Origin of the sequence: Polaribacter sp. AHE13PA (assembly GCF_019278505.1) — a bacterium.
GTDB lineage: Bacteria > Bacteroidota > Bacteroidia > Flavobacteriales > Flavobacteriaceae > Polaribacter.
The window spans coordinates 2897369-2920201 of record NZ_CP058985.1 but is presented as its reverse complement, the minus strand read 5'-3'; the positions used below and the strand labels follow the sequence as shown (position 1 = coordinate 2920201).

At 32.4% G+C, this 22833-nt stretch carries 20 protein-coding genes; 16 read left to right on the top strand and 4 right to left on the bottom strand.

Annotated elements, in window-relative coordinates; translation table 11 throughout:
* The first annotated feature begins 132 nt into the window (after positions 1 to 132).
* From H0I28_RS12530 to H0I28_RS12510, 5 genes are all read left to right on the top strand, one after another.
* Positions 133 to 804, top strand: a complete 672-nt coding sequence (locus H0I28_RS12530; protein ID WP_218731812.1) for an SCO family protein — start codon at positions 133 to 135, stop codon at positions 802 to 804.
* A gap of 51 nt (positions 805 to 855) precedes the next feature.
* On the top strand, positions 856 to 1086 hold the full coding sequence (locus H0I28_RS12525; RefSeq protein WP_165731655.1) for a FeoA family protein: 231 nt from the start codon (positions 856 to 858) through the stop codon (positions 1084 to 1086).
* Complete coding sequence (gene feoB / locus H0I28_RS12520) at positions 1086 to 3197, top strand: ferrous iron transport protein B (protein ID WP_218731811.1); 2112 nt, start codon at positions 1086 to 1088, stop codon at positions 3195 to 3197. Before H0I28_RS12525 ends, feoB begins: the two co-directional genes overlap by 1 nt.
* The gene (locus H0I28_RS12515) at positions 3197 to 3310 is read left to right on the top strand and encodes a FeoB-associated Cys-rich membrane protein (protein WP_218759314.1); all 114 of its coding nucleotides are present in this window, start codon (positions 3197 to 3199) and stop codon (positions 3308 to 3310) included. The genes feoB and H0I28_RS12515 overlap by 1 nt, the downstream gene beginning before the upstream one ends.
* Before the next feature lie 189 nt (positions 3311 to 3499).
* Positions 3500 to 4069, top strand: coding sequence for a DUF2911 domain-containing protein (locus H0I28_RS12510; protein ID WP_218759313.1), 570 nt, complete (start codon positions 3500 to 3502; stop codon positions 4067 to 4069).
* Positions 4070 to 4245: 176 nt separating this feature from the next.
* Here H0I28_RS12510 and H0I28_RS12505 read toward each other — a convergent pair whose 3' ends face one another.
* Positions 4246 to 4614 (bottom strand): SPOR domain-containing protein, encoded by a 369-nt coding sequence (locus H0I28_RS12505; protein WP_218731809.1) that lies wholly within the window; start codon positions 4612 to 4614, stop codon positions 4246 to 4248.
* A 194-nt stretch (positions 4615 to 4808) separates the two neighbouring features.
* Between H0I28_RS12505 and H0I28_RS12500 the strand changes: the two genes are divergently transcribed.
* From H0I28_RS12500 to H0I28_RS12465, 8 genes are all read left to right on the top strand, one after another.
* Complete coding sequence (locus H0I28_RS12500) at positions 4809 to 6116, top strand: cytochrome c3 family protein (protein ID WP_218759312.1); 1308 nt, start codon at positions 4809 to 4811, stop codon at positions 6114 to 6116.
* A gap of 82 nt (positions 6117 to 6198) precedes the next feature.
* A complete protein-coding gene (locus H0I28_RS12495; RefSeq protein WP_218759311.1) occupies positions 6199 to 9261 on the top strand; it encodes a TAT-variant-translocated molybdopterin oxidoreductase in 3063 nt (1020 codons plus the stop codon).
* Positions 9262 to 9338: 77 nt separating this feature from the next.
* Entirely contained in the window at positions 9339 to 10793 is a 1455-nt protein-coding gene (gene nrfD / locus H0I28_RS12490) for an NrfD/PsrC family molybdoenzyme membrane anchor subunit (RefSeq protein WP_218731806.1), read from the top strand.
* 2 nt (positions 10794 to 10795) lie between these two features.
* Positions 10796 to 11323, top strand: coding sequence for a DUF3341 domain-containing protein (locus tag H0I28_RS12485; protein ID WP_165731663.1), 528 nt, complete (start codon positions 10796 to 10798; stop codon positions 11321 to 11323).
* Positions 11324 to 11333: 10 nt separating this feature from the next.
* Positions 11334 to 11876, top strand: coding sequence for a cytochrome c (locus tag H0I28_RS12480; protein WP_218731805.1), 543 nt, complete (start codon positions 11334 to 11336; stop codon positions 11874 to 11876).
* Between the two features lie 28 nt (positions 11877 to 11904).
* Entirely contained in the window at positions 11905 to 13311 is a 1407-nt protein-coding gene (locus tag H0I28_RS12475; RefSeq protein WP_218759310.1) for a quinol:cytochrome C oxidoreductase, read from the top strand.
* A 38-nt stretch (positions 13312 to 13349) separates the two neighbouring features.
* Positions 13350 to 14366, top strand: coding sequence for a cytochrome c oxidase subunit II (locus tag H0I28_RS12470; protein WP_218731803.1), 1017 nt, complete (start codon positions 13350 to 13352; stop codon positions 14364 to 14366).
* A 24-nt stretch (positions 14367 to 14390) separates the two neighbouring features.
* Positions 14391 to 16172: a cbb3-type cytochrome c oxidase subunit I gene (locus H0I28_RS12465; protein WP_218754663.1), complete on the top strand. Its 1782-nt coding sequence runs from the start codon at positions 14391 to 14393 to the stop codon at positions 16170 to 16172.
* A gap of 467 nt (positions 16173 to 16639) precedes the next feature.
* Here H0I28_RS12465 and H0I28_RS12460 read toward each other — a convergent pair whose 3' ends face one another.
* The 3 genes from H0I28_RS12460 to H0I28_RS12450 form a co-directional block, all read right to left on the bottom strand.
* Positions 16640 to 17305 carry a LysE family translocator gene (locus H0I28_RS12460; protein WP_208890541.1) on the bottom strand — a complete coding sequence of 222 codons (666 nt, stop codon included), beginning with the start codon at positions 17303 to 17305 and terminating at the stop codon, positions 16640 to 16642.
* A 363-nt stretch (positions 17306 to 17668) separates the two neighbouring features.
* On the bottom strand, positions 17669 to 18715 hold the full coding sequence (locus H0I28_RS12455) for a ferredoxin--NADP reductase (RefSeq protein WP_218759309.1): 1047 nt from the start codon (positions 18713 to 18715) through the stop codon (positions 17669 to 17671).
* A 14-nt stretch (positions 18716 to 18729) separates the two neighbouring features.
* Positions 18730 to 19719: an aspartate-semialdehyde dehydrogenase gene (locus H0I28_RS12450; RefSeq protein ID WP_218754661.1), complete on the bottom strand. Its 990-nt coding sequence runs from the start codon at positions 19717 to 19719 to the stop codon at positions 18730 to 18732.
* A gap of 396 nt (positions 19720 to 20115) precedes the next feature.
* On the opposite strand from H0I28_RS12450, the gene H0I28_RS12445 reads away from it, so the two are divergent.
* From H0I28_RS12445 to H0I28_RS12435, 3 genes are read left to right on the top strand one after another with little or no spacing between them, the layout of a single operon-like run.
* Positions 20116 to 21147, top strand: coding sequence for a rhodanese-related sulfurtransferase (locus tag H0I28_RS12445; RefSeq protein ID WP_218759308.1), 1032 nt, complete (start codon positions 20116 to 20118; stop codon positions 21145 to 21147).
* A gap of 4 nt (positions 21148 to 21151) precedes the next feature.
* Positions 21152 to 22399 (top strand): peptidase U32 family protein, encoded by a 1248-nt coding sequence (locus tag H0I28_RS12440; protein WP_218754659.1) that lies wholly within the window; start codon positions 21152 to 21154, stop codon positions 22397 to 22399.
* Complete coding sequence (locus tag H0I28_RS12435) at positions 22399 to 22629, top strand: ferredoxin (protein WP_165731672.1); 231 nt, start codon at positions 22399 to 22401, stop codon at positions 22627 to 22629. The genes H0I28_RS12440 and H0I28_RS12435 overlap by 1 nt, the downstream gene beginning before the upstream one ends.
* Positions 22630 to 22833: the final 204 nt, after the last annotated feature.

Here is a 22833-nt window from a genome sequence, read left to right as displayed (position 1 = left end):
TTTTTAAAGGTAGTTGCAAAAGAACAAATTGAGGTACCTTTTTAATTTAACAAAGATTTTGGAAACTATTCCCTTTTGTTTTTTTCTCTAAGGTTTTATTAAGTCGTAAATTTGTTGTCACAAAATTATCTTATGGAGTTTAAAAAGTCTATTCCTCTACTTATCTTTTTTGCGGTGTTTTCTGCAATTTCACTTACAGTTTATTATCATTTATTAAAAGTAGATAAACACCTTAAAATATACAATCCTATTGATGTAAACCCGAGATTGGTAGACGATAGTATGGTGCATATTCAAAACAACCATACCATTGCCGATTTTAAACTAACCAATCAAAATGGGGAAACGGTAACCAATAGTAATTATAAAGATAAAATTTATATAGCAGATTTCTTTTTTACTCGTTGCCAAACAATTTGTATTGCCATGGCTTATAATATGGGAGAGTTGCAAGAGTTTTATAAAAAGGATGATGATATTATGTTTTTATCGCATTCTGTTACGCCAGTTATGGATAGCGTTTCTGTTTTAAAAGAATATGCGGATAGAAAAGGGGTTATTGATGGAAAATGGAATGTTACTACAGGTTCTAAAAAGCACATTTATGAGTTGGCTCGAAAAAGTTATTTTGCAGTTTTAGATGAAGGGAATGGTGATGAAAGTGATTTTATACACACAGAACAATTTGTTTTAGTTGATAAAGACAGACGAATTCGGGGGTATTATGATGGGACGGAGAAAGAAGATATGGAGAAACTTAAAAATGATATTGTTTTGTTAAAAGAAGAATATGCTTCTGAATAACTTGTTTAGAATCATTCTAAATGATTATATTTGCCTTCCAAATAAAATTCATTGAGCACAATAGCTACATTACGTAAGGGAGAGATAGGATATATTTCTGAAGAGTCTTTAGATTTTATTCCTTTAAAATTGTTAGAAATGGGCTGTCTACCAGGAGCTGAGGTTCAGTTAGTTCAAATAGCGCCCTTAAAAGACCCTTTGTATATTTGCGTAAACGGTAGTCACTTGGCAATAAGAATAGAAACAGCTTCTAAAATTCGAATCCTTAAAGCGCATTTATAATGTCTAAAAATGATATAAAGGTTGCTTTAATAGGGAACCCAAATACCGGAAAAACATCACTATTCAATCAACTTACAGGTTTAAATCAGAAAGTTGGAAATTACCCAGGAATTACTGTTGATAAAAAAAATGGTGTTAGTAAACTATCTGCTACTCAGAATGCAATTATTACAGATTTACCAGGTACATATAGTATAAATCCTACTTCTTTAGACGAGAGTATTGTTTTAAAAACCTTGTTAAAAAAGGATATTAAGGAATCTCCAGATGTTATTTTGGTGGTTGCAGATGTAGAGAATTTAAAAAGAAACTTACTGCTTTTTTCTCAGATTAAAGATTTAGAAATTCCAACAGTTTTGGCAATCAATATGGTTGATCAAATGAATAGAAAGGGAATTACTATCGATTTATCTTTATTAAAAAAAGAGTTAAATACAGAGGTAGTTTTAATTAGTGCAAGAAAAAATGAAGGAATAGATGATGTAAAAGCTGCAATTATTCGTTGCCACGTTGCTGCAAAAGCTTCTCCTTTATGTGGAATCAATCATCAAATTGATCCAGATTATTTTGATAAGTTAAAAGAAATTAGCCCTAAATATTCTTTGTATGAATTATGGTTGATGGTAACGCAGAATAACTATCCAGATTCCATATCAATAGAAGAAAAACAAAAACTCCTTAACTTTAAAAAAGACGTTTCTAAGTTAAAGAAATATCAACATAAAGAAACTATTTATCGTTATCAAGAAATTAATAAAATACTTAAAAAGACCTATATAGTAGATAAAACCAAAGCCAAAGACCTTCGTGGTAGGCTAGATAGGGTTTTTACACATAAGGTTTTTGGTTACTTTTTCTTTGTGTTTTTATTATTGATTATCTTTCAATCTGTTTTCGATTGGGCTTCAGTACCTATGGATTTTATAGATACTAGTTTTGCTCAAATTGCAGATTTTGCAAAAAGTAATCTGCCAAATGGGGTGCTTACAGACCTGTTAACAGAGGGAATAATACCCGGAATTGGAGGTGTTATTATATTTATTCCACAAATTGCCATTCTATTTTTATTTATTTCGGTTTTAGAAGAAACGGGGTATATGAGTCGTGTGGTGTTTTTAATGGATAAAATTATGCGTCGATTTGGTATGAATGGTAAAAGTGTAATTCCGTTAATTTCTGGCACTGCTTGTGCAATTCCTGCAATTATGGCAACTAGAACAATTGCTAGTTGGAAAGAGCGATTGATTACTATTTTGGTAGTGCCGTTTACCACCTGTTCTGCGCGTTTACCCGTATATGCTATTTTAATCTCTTTAATTATACCTGATACAAAAATCTTCGGATTCTTAAATTTACAAGGTGTAGTTTTGTTATTGTTATACGGATTGGGGTTTGCAACAGCAGTAATAGCAGCTTATATATTACATAAGACGTTAAAGATAAAATCGAAGTCGTTTTTTGTGGTAGAAATGCCAAATTATAAATTACCATCTGTTAAAAATGTTTTTTATGAGGTGGTTGAAAAGACAAAATCGTTTGTTTTAGAAGCGGGAAAAATCATTTTAGCTTTGTCTATCGTTTTATGGTTTTTAGCATCAAACGGACCAGCTTCTTTTGAGAACGCAGAGAAAAATACGATTGAAAATGTTGCTAACCAGAGTTTATCAGATCAGGAATTACAGCAAAAAATAGCATCTGTAAAGTTAGAGAATTCTTATATTGGTATTCTTGGGAAAACAATAGAGCCCTCTATTAGACCTTTAGGGTATGATTGGAAAATAGGAATTGCTTTAATTACATCTTTTGCTGCACGAGAAGTTTTTGTAGGTACGCTGGCAACCATTTATAGTGTAGAAGCAGATGATGAAAATACATCTACGATTAAAGAAAAGATGAGGTCAGAAATAAACCCAGATACCGGTGGTAAAAGATTTAATTTCCCTGTGGGAATGTCTTTAATGGTTTTTTATGCCTTTGCAATGCAGTGTATGGCAACGTTAGCTATTGTAAAGCGTGAAACGAAAACTTGGAAATGGCCATTAATCCAATTGTTCGGAATGGGCTTAATGGCATATGTTGCTTCATTTATAACCTATCAAATTTTAAGTTAATGCAAGAAATTATAGCATATATATTAGTTGTTCTAGCCGTAGCTTTTTTATTAAGAAAATATGTTTTTCCTTCTAAAAAAAAGAAAGGTTGTAGTGATGGTTGTGGTTGTTAATTTACTTTTTATAACCATTTAAGATATTTATTTTACTGCACATCTTCATGAAATGAGGGATGTCAATTTGTGTCTGCTTAATTCCTTTTATTGCCTCTTCATTATGTTTAACATGAAATTAGTAAAATAACATTGTAAGATTTTTTATTTTTGATGACTGATCTTTATATCACCTCATAAATTATAAAAATGAAAAAAACAATTCTATTATTTGCCATTATTGTACTCTCAATTCTTTCATCGACAGATACTTTCTCTCAAAAATTTCCAAGATTAGATGTGAGTCCTTTAGATGTTGCTGCCTACCCAAGTGATTGGAGAAATTCCGATAAGTTAGTAAGAGTTATTTACGGAAGACCACAATTAAAAGGAAGAGCATTGTCTTCTTTGGCTGAGGTTTCAGATAAAGGTGTTTGGAGAACTGGTGCTAATGAAGCTTCTGAAATTACTTTTTTTAAGGATGTTTTATTTGGAGGAGAAAGCGTAAAAGCAGGTACATATACTTTGTTTTCGGTTCCTGGTAATAAAGAATGGTCGCTGATTCTTAGTAGTGTTAGAAACGTATGGGGGCATTATACTTACGATGAAAAAGATGATGTTGTTAGGGTTTCTGGTGTAGTTTCTGAGTCAGAAAAAAGTATTGAAGCTTTTTCAATTGTCTTTAATGAAGTTGAAGATAACACAGTTACCATGCATTTAGGTTGGGGTAATACGGTAGTTTCCGTTTCTTTGGAAGAGAAAGTAGACTTAGAAGAATAGGTTTTTCTTGATAAAGTCTTGGTATAGGTTTTACTACTTACTTTAGGTTGAGGTGTTTGTTTTAGTGTAAAACCTACTTAAAAATGTAATATTAAAAAGCTTCATTATTTTGTTTTCTTTTCAGATGGCAAAATAATGAAGCTTTTTAATTGCTTCTAATGTGTTTTCTGTATTAATTACTTACCCATTGGGATCACAATAATTCCAGAGAATTTTTCTTGAAATTTTATTAGATCTTTATCAGCCTCTAATTTTGTTTTGTAATTACCTACTTGTACTTTCCATTCTGGGGCGTAATAAACTAGTTTCGAGAAATTTCCGGGAAATTCTGCTTTAAAACGAGCCATAAACTGTCTTGCTTTTTGCTCGCTTCCGTTATAAAGTTGAATTCTGTACCCAAAGCCAAAAGTGCTATTGAAACTTCTTTTTTTAGAAACAATATCCTTTATTTCTGCAGATTCATTTGTGCTATTTTGTGAGAAAGAATTGTAACTAGTTGCTAATAAAACAATCAAAAACGAGAGTGTTGTTAATTTACTTTTCATGCTTAATTTTATTTTGTACAAAAATAACGACTAGTTTAGGAATAAATTAGATTAAACGCTTATTTAGAATAATTATAAATTATGTTTTACATTCTTTTAGCTTTTCAAACCTTAGGAAGAAGTATTACTTTTGTCAAACGGAAAAAAATGACTTTTGTCATTTTATATTAGATATTTTTAATCAAAGTTTAAATATGAAAAGTGTAGAACTGCACAATAGACTAACCACATTACTTCTTAAAAGTATTACTTTTCTCCTAATTTTTGCATTCAGTGTATCTGCTTATTCACAAGAGGTAGATGAGGTACGCCAAAAAGAAGGGAAAAAATTATTTAAATCGTTATGTGCTTCTTGTCACAAGTTAGATAAGAAATTAATTGGACCAGCTTTGGCTGGTGTCGAGGAGAGAAGAGAAAATGATTGGTTACATTCTTGGATTAAAAATAATGCAGAATTAAGAGCAACTGGAGATTCAGATGCGAATGCAATTTTTGACGAGTACAATGGAGCTGCAATGTCTGCTTTCCCTCAGTTAACTGATCAGAATGTAGATGATATTTTATATTATACCACTGTAGGTGAGCTTAAAAAAGTAGGTGAAGTGGCGGCAGGTGATGCTTCTGCAAATGTTTCTTCTGCAGGTGCTCCAGGTTGGTTAATATATGTGCTGTCTGCTGCTATTATTGTTGCTTTTTTAATGATTGCTAGTTTGTTAAAGCAGGTAAGTGAATTAAAAGGTGATACTGTTCCGGGAGAAGATTCAAATCTTAAAAGAGATTTACATGAGCTTTGGGCAGGTATAATGAAAAATACTTTCTTAAAAGTTTTAACTACTATATTTTTAGTGTTAATTGGTATTTATGTGTTATTTGGATTCTTATTTAAAGTAGGGGTAGATGAAGGGTATCAACCAATTCAGCCAATTGCATTTTCACATAAAATACATGCAGGAGATAATAAGATAGATTGTCAATATTGTCACTCTTCGGCAAAACATAGTAAAACATCTGGTATTCCATCAGTAAATGTTTGTATGAATTGTCACTTAAATATTTCTGAAGTTGCAGATGATACTGTTGTAGAATTAGGAGATGGAAGTGTTCTTGGAAAAGAAGAATTAGATCTTGAAATTGCAAAGGTTTATACAGCCGCTGGTTGGGATGCAGATAACTTAGAGTATACAGGTGAAACTGCTCCGATTAAATGGGTGAGAGTTCATAATTTACCAGATTTTGTTTATTATAATCACTCACAACACGTAACAGTTGCAGGAATCGATTGTCAAAAATGTCATGGACCTGTAGAGGAAATGGATGAATTGTATCAGCACGCTCCATTAACAATGGGTTGGTGTATAGATTGTCATAAAGACACTAAAGTGGATTTAAAAGGTAATGATTATTACAAGAAAATTCATGAAGATTTGGCAAAGAAATACAATGTAGATCAAGTTACCATTTCACAGTTAGGTGGTAAAGAGTGTGGTAAATGTCACTACTAATTAAAAAGAATTAAAAATTAAAAGATTACAAAACTGGGTGTTTTCTAGTTTGAATCTTTCAATCATTAAATAAAAAGTATAAATGGCTTCAGACAAAAAATACTGGCAAAGTGTTGAGGAACTTAAAGGTAGTTCTATTGTTGAAACGTTAAGTAAAAACGAATTTGTGGAAGAGCTTCCGTCAGATGAGTTTTTAGGTGATAAAGAAACTTTAGAGAATTCTTCTACTTCACGTAGAGACTTTTTAAAATATGTTGGTTTTACTACAGCTGCAGCTTCATTAGCAGCTTGTCAGGGACCCGTTAGAAAGGCTATTCCTTATGTTGTAAAACCAGACGATATCATTGCTGGTATTGCAGATTGGTACGCAACTTCAATGGCAGATGGTTATGATTTTGCAAATGTGTTGGTAAAAACACGCGAAGGGCGCCCTATTCAAATTATGCCTAATAAAGAAGCGGACGGAACAACAAGTGCGAGAGTACAAGCTTCTGTTTTATCTTTATATGATGAAAAATTACGTTTAAAAGAGCCTCAAGATAAAGAAGCTTTTTTAACTTGGGCAGATGCTGATTCTAAAATTGGTGCAAAATTAAACGAATTAAAAGAAGCAAATAAACCTGTTGTATTATTAACAGGTACAATGGCAAGTCCATCTACGGATAAAGTTATTGAAGGCTTTATTGCAGCAAACCCAAATGTAAAACATGTTGTTTATGATGCAGTTTCAGAATCTGGAGCGGCAGATGCTTTTATGGCAATGTACGGTAAGCGTGTATTACCAAATTATCATTTAGAAAATGCAAAAACAATTGTTTCTTTTGGTGCTGATTTTCTTGGAGATTTCCACGGAGGTTTAGAGAAGAAATACATTGCTGGTAGAAAACCAGAAAAAGGATATATGTCTTACCATGTACAGGTAGAGAGTAATATGTCTTTAACAGGTGCTAATGCTGATAAAAGAGTGGTTGTAAAACCATCTGATCAGGTATTTGCATTGTTAAACTTATACAACGCTATTAAAGGAGCAAATGTTCCTTCTAAAGCAACTTCTGTAGATGCAACTATTAAAAAATTAGCTTCAGATTTAAAGAAAGCTGGTTCTAAAGGTGTTGTCTTAACAGGGTTGAATGATAAAAATGCACAATTAATTTCATTAGCAATTAATAAAGCATTAAATAGTGAAATTATTGATACAAAAAATACGCTAAACATCCGTAAAGGAAATGATGCTGAAGTTGCTCAATTAGTTTCAGATATGAAAGCTGGTAAAGTATCAGGATTAATTGCATACAATGTAGATCCTGTGTATTCATTATCAAATGCATCAGATTTTTCTGAAGGATTAGGTAAACTAGAAATTTCAGTAGCATTGTCTACAGAACATAACAGTACTACTACTTTAATGGATTATGCATTGCCAACTCCACACTTTTTGGAGTCTTGGGGAGATGCACAGTTCGATTCTGTAACGTATGGTTTAATGCAGCCAACAATTCAACCATTATTTAATACACGTCAGGTTCAAGATACGTTATTAAAATGGTCTGGAGATACTACAAAATATTACGATTATTTAAAAACATATGCAGTTACCAATGTTTTAGGTGGTGCTTCATGGAACAAAGCTTTACATAATGGTTTTTTCAAAAAAGACCTTTCTTTAGAAGAAGAGGGAGAAGTTTTTGAATCTACTGTTGTAATTTCTGATATTGCATCAAAATTAGCAAGTTCAGCGAAGAAAGCTTCTGGTTTTGAATTAAACCTATATACTAAAACAGGTTTAGGAGACGGTAAACAAGCAAACAATCCTTGGTTACAAGAATTTCCAGACCCTATTACAAGAGCTTCTTGGGATAATTACTTAATGATGTCTATGGCAGATGCCAGAGAATTAGGTTTTTCTAATCCTGTAAAAGATAACGGTGCTATTAATGGTGATTATGCCAAAGTATCTGTTAATGGTGTTGATGTTGTTGTTCCGGTAATGGTACAACCAGGTCAGGCTATTGGTTCTGTTGGTTTAGCTTTAGGTTACGGTAAAACTTTTGGCTTAAAAGAAGAAATGAAAGTTGGTGTTAATGGATATCCATTATACATTAACGGAAACAATATTCAGTACGGAGTTACAATAGAAAAAGTATCTGGGACCCATAAATTTGCTTGTACACAAGTACAAAAAACAATTGCAGGGCGTCATGATATTTTAAAAGTAGCTTCTTTAAAAGAGGTAGTAAGTAGTGTAGATCCAAAACATTCTTGGAACAAGCCTGCTTTTGTATCTTATGATCATCAAGAAGTTGAAGCAAAATCTATAGATTTATGGGAAGAGCACAACAGAGAAGTTGGTCATCACTTTAACTTATCAATAGATTTATCATCTTGTACAGGTTGTGGTGCGTGTGTTATAGCATGTCATGCAGAAAATAATGTACCAGTTGTAGGTAAAAATGAGGTTAGAGTTGGTAGAGATATGCACTGGTTGCGTATCGATAGATATTACTCTTCTGAAGTTGCAACAAGAGAAGAAGCGAAGGCAATGGGCTTAAGCGGTGGAGACTTGTATAAAGCTATAGAAACTGAAGCAGAAAATCCAGAGGTTACTTTTCAACCAATGATGTGTCAGCACTGTAATCATGCTCCTTGTGAGACTGTTTGTCCAGTTGCAGCAACATCTCATGGTCGCCAAGGTCAAAACCAAATGGCATATAACAGATGTGTTGGTACAAGATATTGTGCAAACAACTGTCCTTATAGAGTTCGTCGTTTTAACTGGTTCCAGTATTCTAATAACAAAGAGTTTGACTTCAATATGAATAATGACTACGGTAAAATGGTGTTAAACCCAGATGTTGTAGTTCGTTCTAGAGGGGTTATGGAGAAATGTTCTATGTGTATTCAAATGACACAAGCTACAATTCTAAAAGCTAAAAAAGAAGGAAGAGCTGTTAATACAGATGAGTTTGAAACAGCTTGTTCATCAGCTTGTACAACAGGTGCTATGGTTTTTGGAGACATTAATAACGAAAAAGACGAAGTAGCAGTATTAGCAGAAGACAAGAGAGCTTATCACGTATTAGATTACTTACAAACGAAACCGAATGTAGTATATCAAGTGAAAGTTAGAAATACAAACGAAGCGTAAGAAAATTTTAAATTGAAAACTCAAAGTTAAAGGACTTTGAAAGTTTAAAAACTATAATTAAACTAAGTAATAAAAATATGTCTCATTACGAAGCACCCATAAGGGAACCTTTAGTACTAGGTGATAAAAGTTATCACGATATTACAGAAGACATTGCAAAACCTATTGAAGGAGTTGCAAATAAAAATTGGTACATAGCATTTTATATCTCTTTGGCTGCAACGCTTTGGGGATTTGGATGTATTTTTTATACCATAGGTACTGGTATTGGAGTTTGGGGATTGAACAAGAACATTGGTTGGGCTTGGGATATTACAAACTTTGTATGGTGGGTTGGTATCGGTCACGCAGGAACACTAATTTCTGCAGTACTTTTATTATTCCGTCAAAAATGGAGAATGGCTATTAACCGTTCTGCAGAAGCAATGACAATTTTTGCCGTTTTTCAAGCAGGATTGTTTCCATTGATTCACATGGGTAGACCTTGGAATGGGTATTGGGTATTGCCAATGCCAAATCAATTTGGTTCGTTATGGGTAAACTTTAACTCACCATTATTATGGGATGTTTTTGCAATATCAACTTATTTATCTGTATCATTAGTTTTTTGGTGGACAGGTTTATTACCAGATTTTGCAATGATTAGAGATAGAGCTGTGAAGCCTTTCCAAAAGAAAATATATGCTTTATTATCATTCGGTTGGTCTGGTAGAGCAAAAGACTGGCAACGTTTTGAAGAAGTATCTTTGGTACTTGCAGGTTTAGCAACACCATTAGTACTTTCTGTACATACAATTGTATCTATGGATTTTGCTACTTCTATTAACCCAGGTTGGCACTCAACTATTTTCCCTCCTTATTTCGTAGCAGGAGCAATCTTTTCTGGATTTGCAATGGTACAAACGTTATTAGGAATTATGAGAAAGGTTACTAATTTAGAAGATTACATTACACGTATGCACATTGAGTATATGAATATTGTAATTATCTTAACAGGTGGTATTGTAGCTGTAGCGTATGCAACAGAGTTCTTTATTGCTTGGTATACAGGTTCACCTTATGAGAACTATACATATTTATCTGTAGGTGCTGCAACTGGTCCTTATGCTTGGGCATTCTGGTCACTAATAATATTTAATATTATTACACCACAGTTATTATGGATTAAGAAATTTAGAAGAAGTTTTGTAATTACTTTTATTATTTCTATTGCAATTAACATTGGTATGTGGTTTGAGCGTTTCGATATTATTGCAATTGTATTAAGTAAAGGTCATTTACCATCTACATGGTGGCGTTTTGAACCTACGTTTGTAGATGTTGGTATTTTTGTGGGAACTATAGGTTTCTTTGGTGTATTATTCTTATTATACGCAAGAACATTCCCGGTAATTGCACAAGCGGAAGTAAAAACTATTTTAAAATCTTCTGGAGAGTTTTACAAGAAGAGAAGAGAACAAGGTATACCAACTAAACCAGCTATTAATGTAGCAAACGTAGCAGGTACAACTGATAAATCTAATAAAGAATAATTATGGAATCATCAAAAGTTATTCACGCATTTTATAATGATGACGAAGTTCTAATGGACGCAGTGAAAGCTGTTAAAGCAGAACATCTTCACATAGAGGAAGTATTTTGTCCTTTTCCTGTTCATGGATTAGACAAAGCAATGGGATTAGCACCAACAAGATTAGCAATTACTGCATTTTTATATGGAATTACAGGATTAGCATTTGCTATTTGGATGACTAATTACATGATGATTCAAGATTGGCCACAAGATATTGGTGGTAAGCCAAATTTTTCTTGGTGGGCAAACATGCCTGCGTTTGTGCCAATTATGTTTGAATTAACAGTGTTTTTTGCAGCCCACTTAATGGTAATTACTTTTTATATGAGAAGTAGATTATGGCCATTTAAAGAAGCTGAGAATCCAGATCCAAGAACTACAGATGATCATTTTTTAATGGAAATCCCTGTAAATAACAACGAAGCTAAAATTATTGATTTATTAGCTAGTACAGGAGCTGTAGAAATTAATGTAGTAGACAAGCACTAATATATAGAAAATGAAGAATTTTAAATTAATTATCGCTTTATTTACGCTTACAAGTATCATTTCTTGTAATGATAAAACTAAGCCCCAATTACAATTTATGCCAGATATGTATGTATCTGTGCCTTATGATGTAAATGGAGCCAATGGTCTTAATGGAGAACCTGTAAATAGTAAACCTGTTGCAGGAACAATTGCAAGAGGCGGACATGCTACTTATGATATCCCTAATACAAATGAAGGATATGAATTGTCTAAACTTACGGTTACTAATCCTTTAGAAACTACAGAAGAAAGTTTGGCAAATGGAAAAGCAATGTACGAGATCTATTGTGCAACTTGTCATGGAAAAGCAGGAGATGGTAATGGAGTTTTATCTCAAAGAGATAAATTTTCTGGTATCCCTAATTATAAAGATAGAGATATTAACACAGGGAGTATTTATCATGTAATTATGCACGGTAAAAACTTAATGGGTTCACATGCATCTCAAACAACGTATACAGAGCGTTGGCAAATAGTACAGTACGTAGAAAAATTACGTTCAGAATTATAATTTCAATAAGAAAGAATACGAAAAAGATATGTATCAATTCTCAGGTAAATTAAAAACATTCTCATTAGCACTAATACTTATTGGTTTAGTGGGAATTGGTTATGGTTTTTATTCAGCTCCTAAAACAGTTGAAGAAGCTAAAGAAGTTATTGCACAACAGGCTTCACATGGTGATAGTCATGCTACTTCTCATGAAGAGGTAAGTGCTGATGGGCATAAAAGTGAAGCACATGGTGAAAGCCATGGTTCAGTAGATGGATCTCATGATGACGCACATGCTGAACATGTTTTACATCAGTTAAAAAATAAACCATGGTCTGCAGTATATGTAGCATTGTTTTTCTTTTTGGGAATTACTTTATTGGTATTAGCTTTTTATGCAATTCAAAGAGTTGCGCAAGCGGGTTGGTCTATTCTTTTGTTTAGGGTAATGGAAGCAATTACTGCTAACTTAGTACCAACTTCAATTGTAATGGTTCTTATAGTAATTTCGGCTGTAATGCATTGGAATCATATGTTCCCGTGGATGGCAGAAGGAGTATTTGATCCTACAAGTCCTAATTACGATCCTATTGTAGATGGTAAATCTTGGTGGATAAACGTTCCTGGTTGGGCTATTAGAAGTATTGTTTATTTAGCTTTATGGAATGCATACAGATGGTTTATCCGTAGAAATTCTATAAAAGAAGATACTGCAAATGATGGAGGAAAAACGTATAAATTGAGTTATAATGCTTCTGTAGGTTTTATTTTCGTATTTATGATCACTGAAACAATGATGTCTTGGGATTGGATTATGGGATTAGACCCACACTGGTTCTCTACATTATTCGGTTGGTATGTTTTATCTAGTTTATTAGTAAGTGCATTAACGGTAATTGCTTTAGTTACAATATATTTACGTTCTAAAGGAGCTTTACCTGGTGTAAACGATAGTCACATTCATGATTTAGCAAAATATATGTTTGGTTTTTCTATCTTTTGGACATACTTATGGTTTTCTCAATTTATGTTAATCTGGTATGCAGATATTCCAGAGGAAACTACTTATTTTGCAATGAGATTTAATGAGTATAACTTTCCTTTCTTAGCAATGGTAGTAATGAACTTTGCTTTTCCTGTATTGTTATTATTAAATAGTGACTTTAAAAGTATTCCTTGGTTTATCGTTATTGGAGGTGTTGCAATTCTTTGTGGTCATTATATTGATATATTTGTAATGGTTATGCCAGGTACTGTTGGTGATCAATGGTCTTTCGGTATCCCTGAAATTGGTGCAATATTGTTCTTCATAGGAGTCTTTATATATGCTACTTTTAGTTCTTTTGCAAAAGCAAGTGCTATACCAACTGGTAATCCTTTCTTAGGAGAAAGTAAACATTACCACTATTATAATATTGAACACAGAGGTGAAGGTTCAGGAGATCATCATTAATAAATAATTTGAATTAAAATAATTAAGACGAGATAAATATGCTAGCTCTATTTTATATTTTTATAGCTGTTGCAATCGGTGTAAGTTTTTGGCAAATAACCAGAATATTAAACTTAAGAAGCGTAATCGCTACTGATAAAGACAACGCAACCCAAGGTAGAAATGCCATTTACTTTATGGTTTTTTTATATGCAATGATGATTTATTGTTTAATCTTCATGAATGTTGTAATGTTACCAGAATCTGCTTCTTATGAAGGAGAACATGATGATAACCTTTTTGATATTACATTTTGGTTAATTGGTATTGTTCAATTTTTAATGCAATTCTTAATTTTCTATTTTACTTTTAAGTATAAAGGTGAAAAAGGAAAGAAAGCAAAATTCTATTCAGACAGTCATAAATTAGAGGCTATTTGGACCATTACTCCAGCTGTTGTTTTAGTTGTTCTAATTGGTTATGGATTATGGCAATGGAATAACATCATGGATTTATCCGACTTAGAAGATCCTGTAGTAATAGAGGTTTATGCTCAGCAGTTTAGATGGGATGCTCGTTATGCAGGTGAAGATAATACGTTAGGTTTAGGAAACGTAAACTATATTAAAGGTATGAACACTATAGGTGTTGATATGGATGATAAAAATGCTTTAGATGATAAACAAGTAACTGAATTGTATTTACCTAAAGGTAGAAAAGTTCATTTCAAGTTTCGTTCTCAAGATGTTTTGCATTCAGCTTATATGCCTCACTTTAGAGCGCAAATGAACTGTGTACCAGGTATGGTAACTGAATTTGGTTTTACTCCAAAATATACTACTGCAGAGATGAGACAACAATCTGAGGTTGTAGAGAAAACTGCAGGAATCAATAAAATAAGAAAAGCTAACGGAGAAGATCCTTATGAGTTTGATTATTTATTGTTATGTAATAAAATTTGTGGAGCTTCTCACTATAACATGCAAATGAAAATTACAGTTGTAGAGCAAGAAGAATATGACAAATGGATTGCAGAGCAGCCAACATTATCATCAGTATTAAATAATAATAATTAAAAGACACTACAAATAAATAAGATTATGTCAGAACATCATCATAAAGAAACATTTGTAACAAAATATATTTTTAGCCAAGATCATAAAATGATTTCTAAGCAGTTCTTAGTAACTGGTATGTTTATGGGAATTATTGGGGTATTTATGTCTATGTTATTTCGTATGCAAATTGCATGGCCAGAAAAATCATTTTCTTTAATTGAAGCATTTTTAGGAGATCACCAAACAGACGGTGTAATGAATCCGGATATGTACTTAGCTTTGGTAACAATACACGGTACTATAATGGTATTCTTTGTATTAACGGCTGGTTTAAGTGGTACATTTTCTAACTTGTTAATACCATTGCAAATTGGAGCTAGAGATATGGCTTCTGGTTTTTTAAACATGGTGTCTTATTGGATGTTCTTTGTTTCATGTATCATCATGGTTTGCTCTTTGTTTGTTGAAGCTGGTCCAGCAGCAGCAGGATGGACAATCTATCCTCCATTAAGTGCTTTACCACAAGCAATTCCAGGTTCTGGAATGGGTATGACGTTATGGTTAGTTTCTATGGCTATTTTTATTGCATCTTCTTTAATAGGATCTTTAAATTATATAGCAACAGTTTTTAACTTAAGAACTGTGGGAATGAAAATGACGAGATTGCCTTTAACAATTTGGGCATTCTTTGTAACTGCCATTATTGGTGTAGTTTCTTTCCCTGTATTATTGTCTGCTGCTTTATTATTGATCTTTGATAGAAGTTTTGGTACTTCTTTCTATTTATCAGATATTTTTATTGCTGGTGAAGTTTTACATTATCAAGGGGGGTCTCCTGTATTATTCGAGCACTTATTTTGGTTCTTAGGTCACCCTGAGGTATATATTGTAATCTTACCTGCCATGGGTATTGTTTCAGAAATTTTAGCCATTAATTCACGTAAACCTATTTTTGGTTACCGTGCAATGATTGGTTCTATTATAGCAATTGCTTTTTTATCTACAATTGTTTGGGGACACCATATGTTTGTATCAGGTATGAATCCTTTCTTAGGGTCTGTATTTACATTTACAACGTTACTAATTGCAATTCCATCTGCAGTAAAATCATTTAACTGGTTAACGACATTATGGAAAGGTAATCTTCAATTAAATCCTGCCATGTTATTCTCTATCGGATTGGTTTCTACATTCGTTACAGGAGGTTTAACAGGTATTGTTTTAGGAGATTCAGCTTTAGATATTAATGTTCATGATACGTACTTTGTTGTAGCGCATTTCCACTTAGTTATGGGTGTTTCTGCTATTTTTGGAATGTTTGCTGGTGTGTATCACTGGTTTCCTAAAATGTATGGTAGAATGATGAATAAAACATTAGGATATTGGCATTTCTGGTTAAGCATCATTTGTGCTTATGGAGTTTTCTGGCCAATGCACTTTATTGGTTTAGCAGGTTTACCAAGAAGATATTATTCTAACACAGCATTTCCTATGTTCGATGATTTATCTGATATTAATATAGTAATTACATTGTTTGCCTTAGTTGGTGGTTTTGCTCAAATATTTTTTATTGCAAACTTCTTTATCTCTATTTATAGAGGTCAAAAAGCAACAATGAATCCTTGGAATGCAACTACTTTAGAATGGACAACTCCTGTAGATCATGTACACGGAAACTGGCCAGGGAAATTACCAGAAGTTCATAGATGGGCGTATGATTATAGTAAGCGTGTAGATCCAGAAGATGATGATAGTGCATATTTACATGGAGAAGACTTTGTGTTACAAACAGTGCCTTTATTAGAAGGAGAAGAACCTTCTTAGAAAATAAAATACATCATTTTGTTTTAAATGATATTTAAGATATAAAACCAGTGAATTTATTCACTGGTTTTTTGTTTTTATTAGTATTTATAGTATTCGTTATAAAGTGTTGTTGTTGGGGGGCTCTGGTGAATTAATTGAGAAAGTATATATGCAGAAATGCATAACGACTTTAGTAGAACAAGTTATTATTAGCTGTTTTAGAGCTTATGAAAGCTAACTAATGCGCTGTTTTTACTTTATAATAAATTCCTTTATTGATCAGAATAATATGTCTTTAAAAGAGCTGTTTTAAGACTTTTAAATAGTAGTATTTTTTTGCATACAAATTAATTGTAGTACCCGATTTAATTATTGCTTTGTTACAAAATAGTTTTCGTAATTGATAGTAAACTAAAGTAAGTCTATTGATATAACTGTAAAGTATGATTCTTTGGGGTATAGCTGTAATTGAATAAACGACGGTTTTAACTGATAAAATTATCTATTTTATCATTAGGTATAAACCCTTTTAAGATTAAAAAAACACCACAGATAATTAATATAATTCCCATTATTCTCTTTAGTCTATAAATTACTAAAGGAGTCATTTTACTTTTTAATTGTTTTGCTAAAAGTATTTTACCAAGATCTGTAATTGCATACCCTAAAATTATGGTAGCAAAATACCAAAATATACTGTTAGAATTCATGTTTAAAGTAGGTCCAATTACCAATACGGTACCCAACCAAAATGCTAACACGCCAATATTTATAAAGTTTAAAAAGTAACCTTTAAAAAACAGTTTTATATAGTTGTTTTTAACAGGTACGACTATGGTTTCTGCAGATGCTAAAGCTTCTTTTTTGTTTTGTTTGTCAAAATAAGTTATTAAACCGTATACAATAAGTACTAGGCCACCAATAAAAAAGAGTCTAGGGTCATCTTTAATTTTTTCTAAAAAAGATCTACTTCCAAAATATGCCATACATATAAAAGTAACATCTCCTAAAAGAACACCAAGATCGAACGCAATGGCTGCTCTAGCTCCTTTTAAAATACTGGTTTGAATAAGCATAAAAAAAACAGGCCCTATCATAAAAGCCATGAAAAAACCTATTAAAAAAGCATTTTTAAAGTCGTAAATATCCATTGGATAAAGGTAATTGTTTAATTAGGATTTACCAATTATGAGTTTTTATAATTGGCTTAGTAATGTATCAAGTTTAAGTGAAATAATATTGTCAGTTTTATGTTTTAATATTATGAAATTCCTCTCTACGTTCCTTGTAATACGTTTGTGAATTTGTTATGAGGTTTTTTAATACTTTAAAGCCTGGTTCTTACGATATTTAATAGAGATAACTGCACTTGCGTTAGGGATTGCAGTGACATCCTTTTTGCTTTTTAGTAAAAAGATATAGCGGAAAGCCCGCTCGAACGCCAAAAAAAAGTGGTATTTATAGAGGTTGATACCTACAAGGCTTTTGGAACCTTGCAGGACAACTATATATTTTTAAACATCATCAAAATCTATTGAAATTTTTGAAGTTGTAGGGTATGCCTGACAGGCTAAAACCAATCCTTCTTCAATTTCGCTATCTGTTAAAATGGAATTCTTAACCATAATAGCATTTCCTTCTGTAACCTTACACATACAGGTGCTACAAACTCCTCCTTGGCAAGAATATGGAGCATCTAAATTGTTACGTAAACTGGCCGATAATAGATCGTCAGTTTGGTTCATAGTAAAGGTTGTTTCCTCATCATCTAGCATTACAATAACTTCTGTAGTACCTTCTTTTATCTCCGCTACAGCCTCTTCGTCTATAGAAGTTGTAAATAATTCAAAATGAATATTCTCTTTAGCAAAACCACGTTCTGTAAGTGTTGCGGAAACTTCATCAATCATACTTTCTGGTCCACATAAAAAAGCAGCATCAAAAGAAGTATTTTTATAACTATTGTTAATGTAGAAATTAGTGTGTGCTTTGTCTATTCGACCAAATAAAGAACCTTCTAGCTGTTCTCTACTACAAATGTAGTGTAGGTTAAAACGATCTGGATTTGCTTCTTTTAAAACATCTAATTCTTCTTTAAAAATAGTATCTGCAACTGTTTTGTTACCATAAATTAATGTAAAAGTAGACGAAACTTCGTTTTCTAATACATCTTTAACCATAGATAGAATTGGTGTTATACCAGATCCTGCAGCAAAAGCGATGTAGTTTTTATTAGGTTTTGTTTCTAGGGTAAACAGACCTTCAGGTTCAGAAATTTCAATAAAATTACCTTCTTTTAATTCTGTAGTTGCATACGTAGAAAAAGTACCATTTTCTACTGCTTTAATAGCTACTTTTAAATAAGAATCGCTAGGAGAAGAACAAATAGAATAGGCTCTTCTAACTTCTTTACCGTTAATCGTTTTTTTAAGTGTTAAGTATTGCCCTGCATGAAAAGCAAACTTAGACTTTAAATTACCGGGTATTTTAAATACAAGAGAAACCGCATCTGCGGTTTCTCTAATCACTTCGTGTATATTTATTTTATGAAATGTTGCCATTAAAAATGTTTATTTTATACCAAATTATTTGCAATTAAATATTCGGCAATTTGTATTGTGTTTGTAGCTGCACCTTTACGTAAGTTGTCTGCAACGATCCACAAATTTAAGGTATTTTCTTGAGATTCATCCCTTCTAATTCGTCCAACAAAAACTTCATCCTTATCATGTGCATTTATTGCCATCGGATATACGTTGTTAGCCAAGTCATCCTCTACAATTACTCCAGGAGTTTCACTTAATATTTTTCTAACTTCCGCTAAATCAAAGGCATTTTCAAACTGAACGTTTACAGCTTCAGAATGTCCCCCCGCAGTAGGTATTCTAACCGCAGTTGCAGTAACAGAAAAAGAATCATCACGCAAAATTTTCTTAGGTTCTTTTACCAATTTCATTTCCTCTTTTGTGTATCCGTTTTCTAAGAAAACATCACAATGTGGAATTGCATTTCTACCAATTTTATGAGGATATGCCATTTCGCCATCTATACCAGCCTCTTCATTATCTAATTGCTGTACCGCTTTAACGCCAGAACCAGAAACAGATTGATATGTAGAAATAACCACACGTTTCATTTTATACTTTAAATGTAACGGAGATAAAACTGCTACTAACTGAATTGTAGAACAGTTAGGGTTTGCAATAATTTTGTCGTCTTTTGTTAAAACGTCTCCATTAATTTCTGGAACCACTAATTTTTTTGTTGGGTCCATTCTCCAAGCAGAAGAGTTATCGATAACTGTTGTACCAACTTCAGCAAATTTAGGCGCCCATTCTAGAGAAGTGTCTCCACCTGCAGAAAACAAAGCAACATCTGGCTTCAATTTTACAGCATCCTCTAAAGTAACTATGGTATATTCTTTCCCTTTATATGATAATTTTTTTCCAGCAGATCTTGCAGAAGCTACAGGAATTAATTCCGTTATTGGTAAGTTACGCTCTTCTAAAACTTTTAACATTACTGTGCCCACCATTCCAGTTGCACCTACTACAGCTATTTTCATCGCCTAAAAATTTAATATTATATTGAGTTGCAAATATCCTAAAAATAATAATTATATAAATCACTTAACCCCTTATAAATCAACCAAAGTTTAAAATTGAATCACAAATTTTTCTAATGTTTAAATTTAAACAGTTTGTGGTAATTTTTAAATAATAGGATCTTTATTTTTTTGAAGCTATTTCCTGCTTTCCGTTATATCTTTTTTATGAAAAATAAAAAAGGATGTCACTTCAATCAGGGCTAATTTTGTTTGCTAGCTTTTTTAAGACCTAGCAAAGTCTCTCAAATCCATGATAAAAATCATAAAATCTCTTTCTAAAATCAGTAACTTTGCAGCTTATAAAAAAAAAACTGAAACAAGTTCAGTTTAAAACGTTAACCTAATTAGTATAGCATGCAACTGTACAATAAGTTAAGCGCAATAGAACGCGCTGCATTAATAGACGAAGCTGGCAAAGACCGCTTAACAATTTCTTTTTATCAATATTTTAAGATAGAAAACCCACAATTATTTAGAGATAAATTATTTTTAGAATGGAATGAACTCGATGTTTTAGGTCGAATCTATGTTTCATACGAAGGTATCAACGCTCAATTATCTGTTCCATCAGAAAACTTTTATGCCCTAAAAGACCAATTAGACAGTATTTCTTTTTTAAAGGATATTCGTTTAAATGTTGCTATAGAGCACGATAATAAATCTTTTTTAAAGCTAAAAGTAAAAGTTAGAAACAAAATTGTTGCTGATGGTTTAAATGATGCAACTTTTGATGTAACAGCAAAAGGAGTGCATTTAAATGCAGCAGAATTCAACGAAATGTTAGCAAATCCAGATACGGTTTGTGTAGATATGCGTAATCATTACGAGAGTGAAATTGGTCATTTTGATGGTGCTGTAACTCCAGATGTAGATACCTTTAGAGATTCTTTAGATATTATAGAAGAAGATTTAAAAGACAATAAAGAAGACAAAAACTTGTTGATGTATTGTACTGGCGGAATTCGTTGTGAAAAAGCATCTGCGTATTACAAACACAAAGGATTTAAAAATGTTTTTCAGTTAGAAGGCGGAATTATAGAATACACACGTCAGGTAAAAGAAGAGGGCATCGAGAATAAATTTATCGGTAAAAACTTTGTGTTCGATCATAGAAGAGCAGAACGTATTACAGATGATGTAGTTTCTAACTGTCACCAATGCGGTAAAGCGTGTGATGAGCATACAAATTGTGCTAATGAAGCATGTCATTTATTGTTTATTCAATGTGATGAATGTGCAGAAAGAACAGAAAACACCTGTTCTGCAGATTGCCAAGAAATAATTCAGTTGTCTTTTGAGGAGCAAAAGGAATTAAGAAAAGGAAAAGGAAATAGCAATAAGATCTTTAAGAAAGGTCGTTCTGAAGCTTTAAAATTTAAAAAGTAAAGTCATGCAAAAAATCGAATTAATGGCGCCAGCCGGTAATTTTGAATCTATGCAAGCTGCTTTAGATAATGGTTGCGATTCTATTTATTTTGGAGTAGAGCAGCTTAATATGCGAGCAAGAGCTTCTGTTAATTTTACTTTAGATGATTTAGAAGAGATTTCTAAAAGATGTTCAGAAAAAAATGTGAGAACCTATCTTACATTAAATACTATAGTTTACGACCATGATTTATCAATAGTAAAAACATTGATAAAACGTGCAAAAGAAGCAAATATTACTGCGGTAATTGCCATGGATCAAGCAGTGATTTCTATGGCGAGAGAACAACAAATGGAAGTCCATATTTCTACGCAAATTAATATTACAAATATAGAAACTGTAAAGTTTTATGCACTTTTTGCTGATACAATTGTCTTAAGTAGAGAGTTGAGTTTACGACAAGTAAAAAAGATTACAGAAGCAATTGAGAAAGATCAAATAAAAGGACCTTCAGGCAGATTGGTTGAAGTTGAAATTTTTGGTCATGGTGCTTTGTGTATGGCAGTTTCAGGTAAATGTTATATGAGTTTGCATTCGCATAATTCATCAGCAAATAGAGGTGCTTGCAAACAAAATTGTAGAAAAAAATATACGGTTATCGATCAGGAAACTGGTTTTGAAATGGAGTTAGATAATGAGTATATAATGTCTCCTAAAGATTTATGTACGATTGACTTTTTAGACCAAGTTGCAGATGCCGGAATTAAAGTTTTAAAGATTGAAGGTAGAGGAAGAGCGCCAGAATATGTAGCTAAAGTAATTAAATGTTACAGAGATGCAATTGATAGTTTGGCAAACGGAACCTACGACAAGGAAAAAGTAATTTCTTGGATGCAAGAACTAGAAAAAGTCTACAATCGTGGTTTTTGGAATGGCTATTATTTAGGTCAGAAATTGGGAGAATGGAGTAAAGAATCTGGTTCTCATGCAACACAAAAGAAAGTTTATTTAGGGAAAGGAGAACATTATTTTGATAAAGCTAAAATTGGTCAATTTAAAATTGACGCGTATGATGTTGCTTTGGGAGATACCATTTTAATTACAGGTCCAACCACCGGAGCACAAGAAATGGAAGTTAAGCAAATGTTTGTGAATGATGTTGCAGCCGAAAAAGCAACTAAAGGAGACGAAGTTACCATGAAATTAGATTTCAAAATAAGAAGATCAGACAAGTTGTACAAGATTGTAAAAACTGAATTTGCACAAAACTAATGGTGGTAATTACATTACAAAGAAACAAATGTATTGGTTGTAATTATTGTGTAGAAGTTGCTCCAAGTCAGTTTCAGATGTCTAAAAAAGACGGAAAATCGGTATTGTTACATTCCATAGAAAAGAAAGGTTTTTTCACTATAAAATCTTTTGATGAATCTATTTTTTATCCTTCTTTAGAAGCAAAAAAAGCGTGTCCTGTAAAAATTATTGAAGTAAAGCAAGTTTAAGAATTACATAAGTTTTAAAATAAAGTCCTCATCTATTGAGGGCTTTTTTTTGTTAAAAAAAGAGGTTTTTATACGAATACTAATTAAACCCATGCAAATACTAAACGGATGAGGGAGCAAACAATTTTTCAGACTACATTTGAAGTATCAATAAATTAAAAAGTAGTTTTGTTAACTTTCATAAACCTATTTTTTCATTCTTTG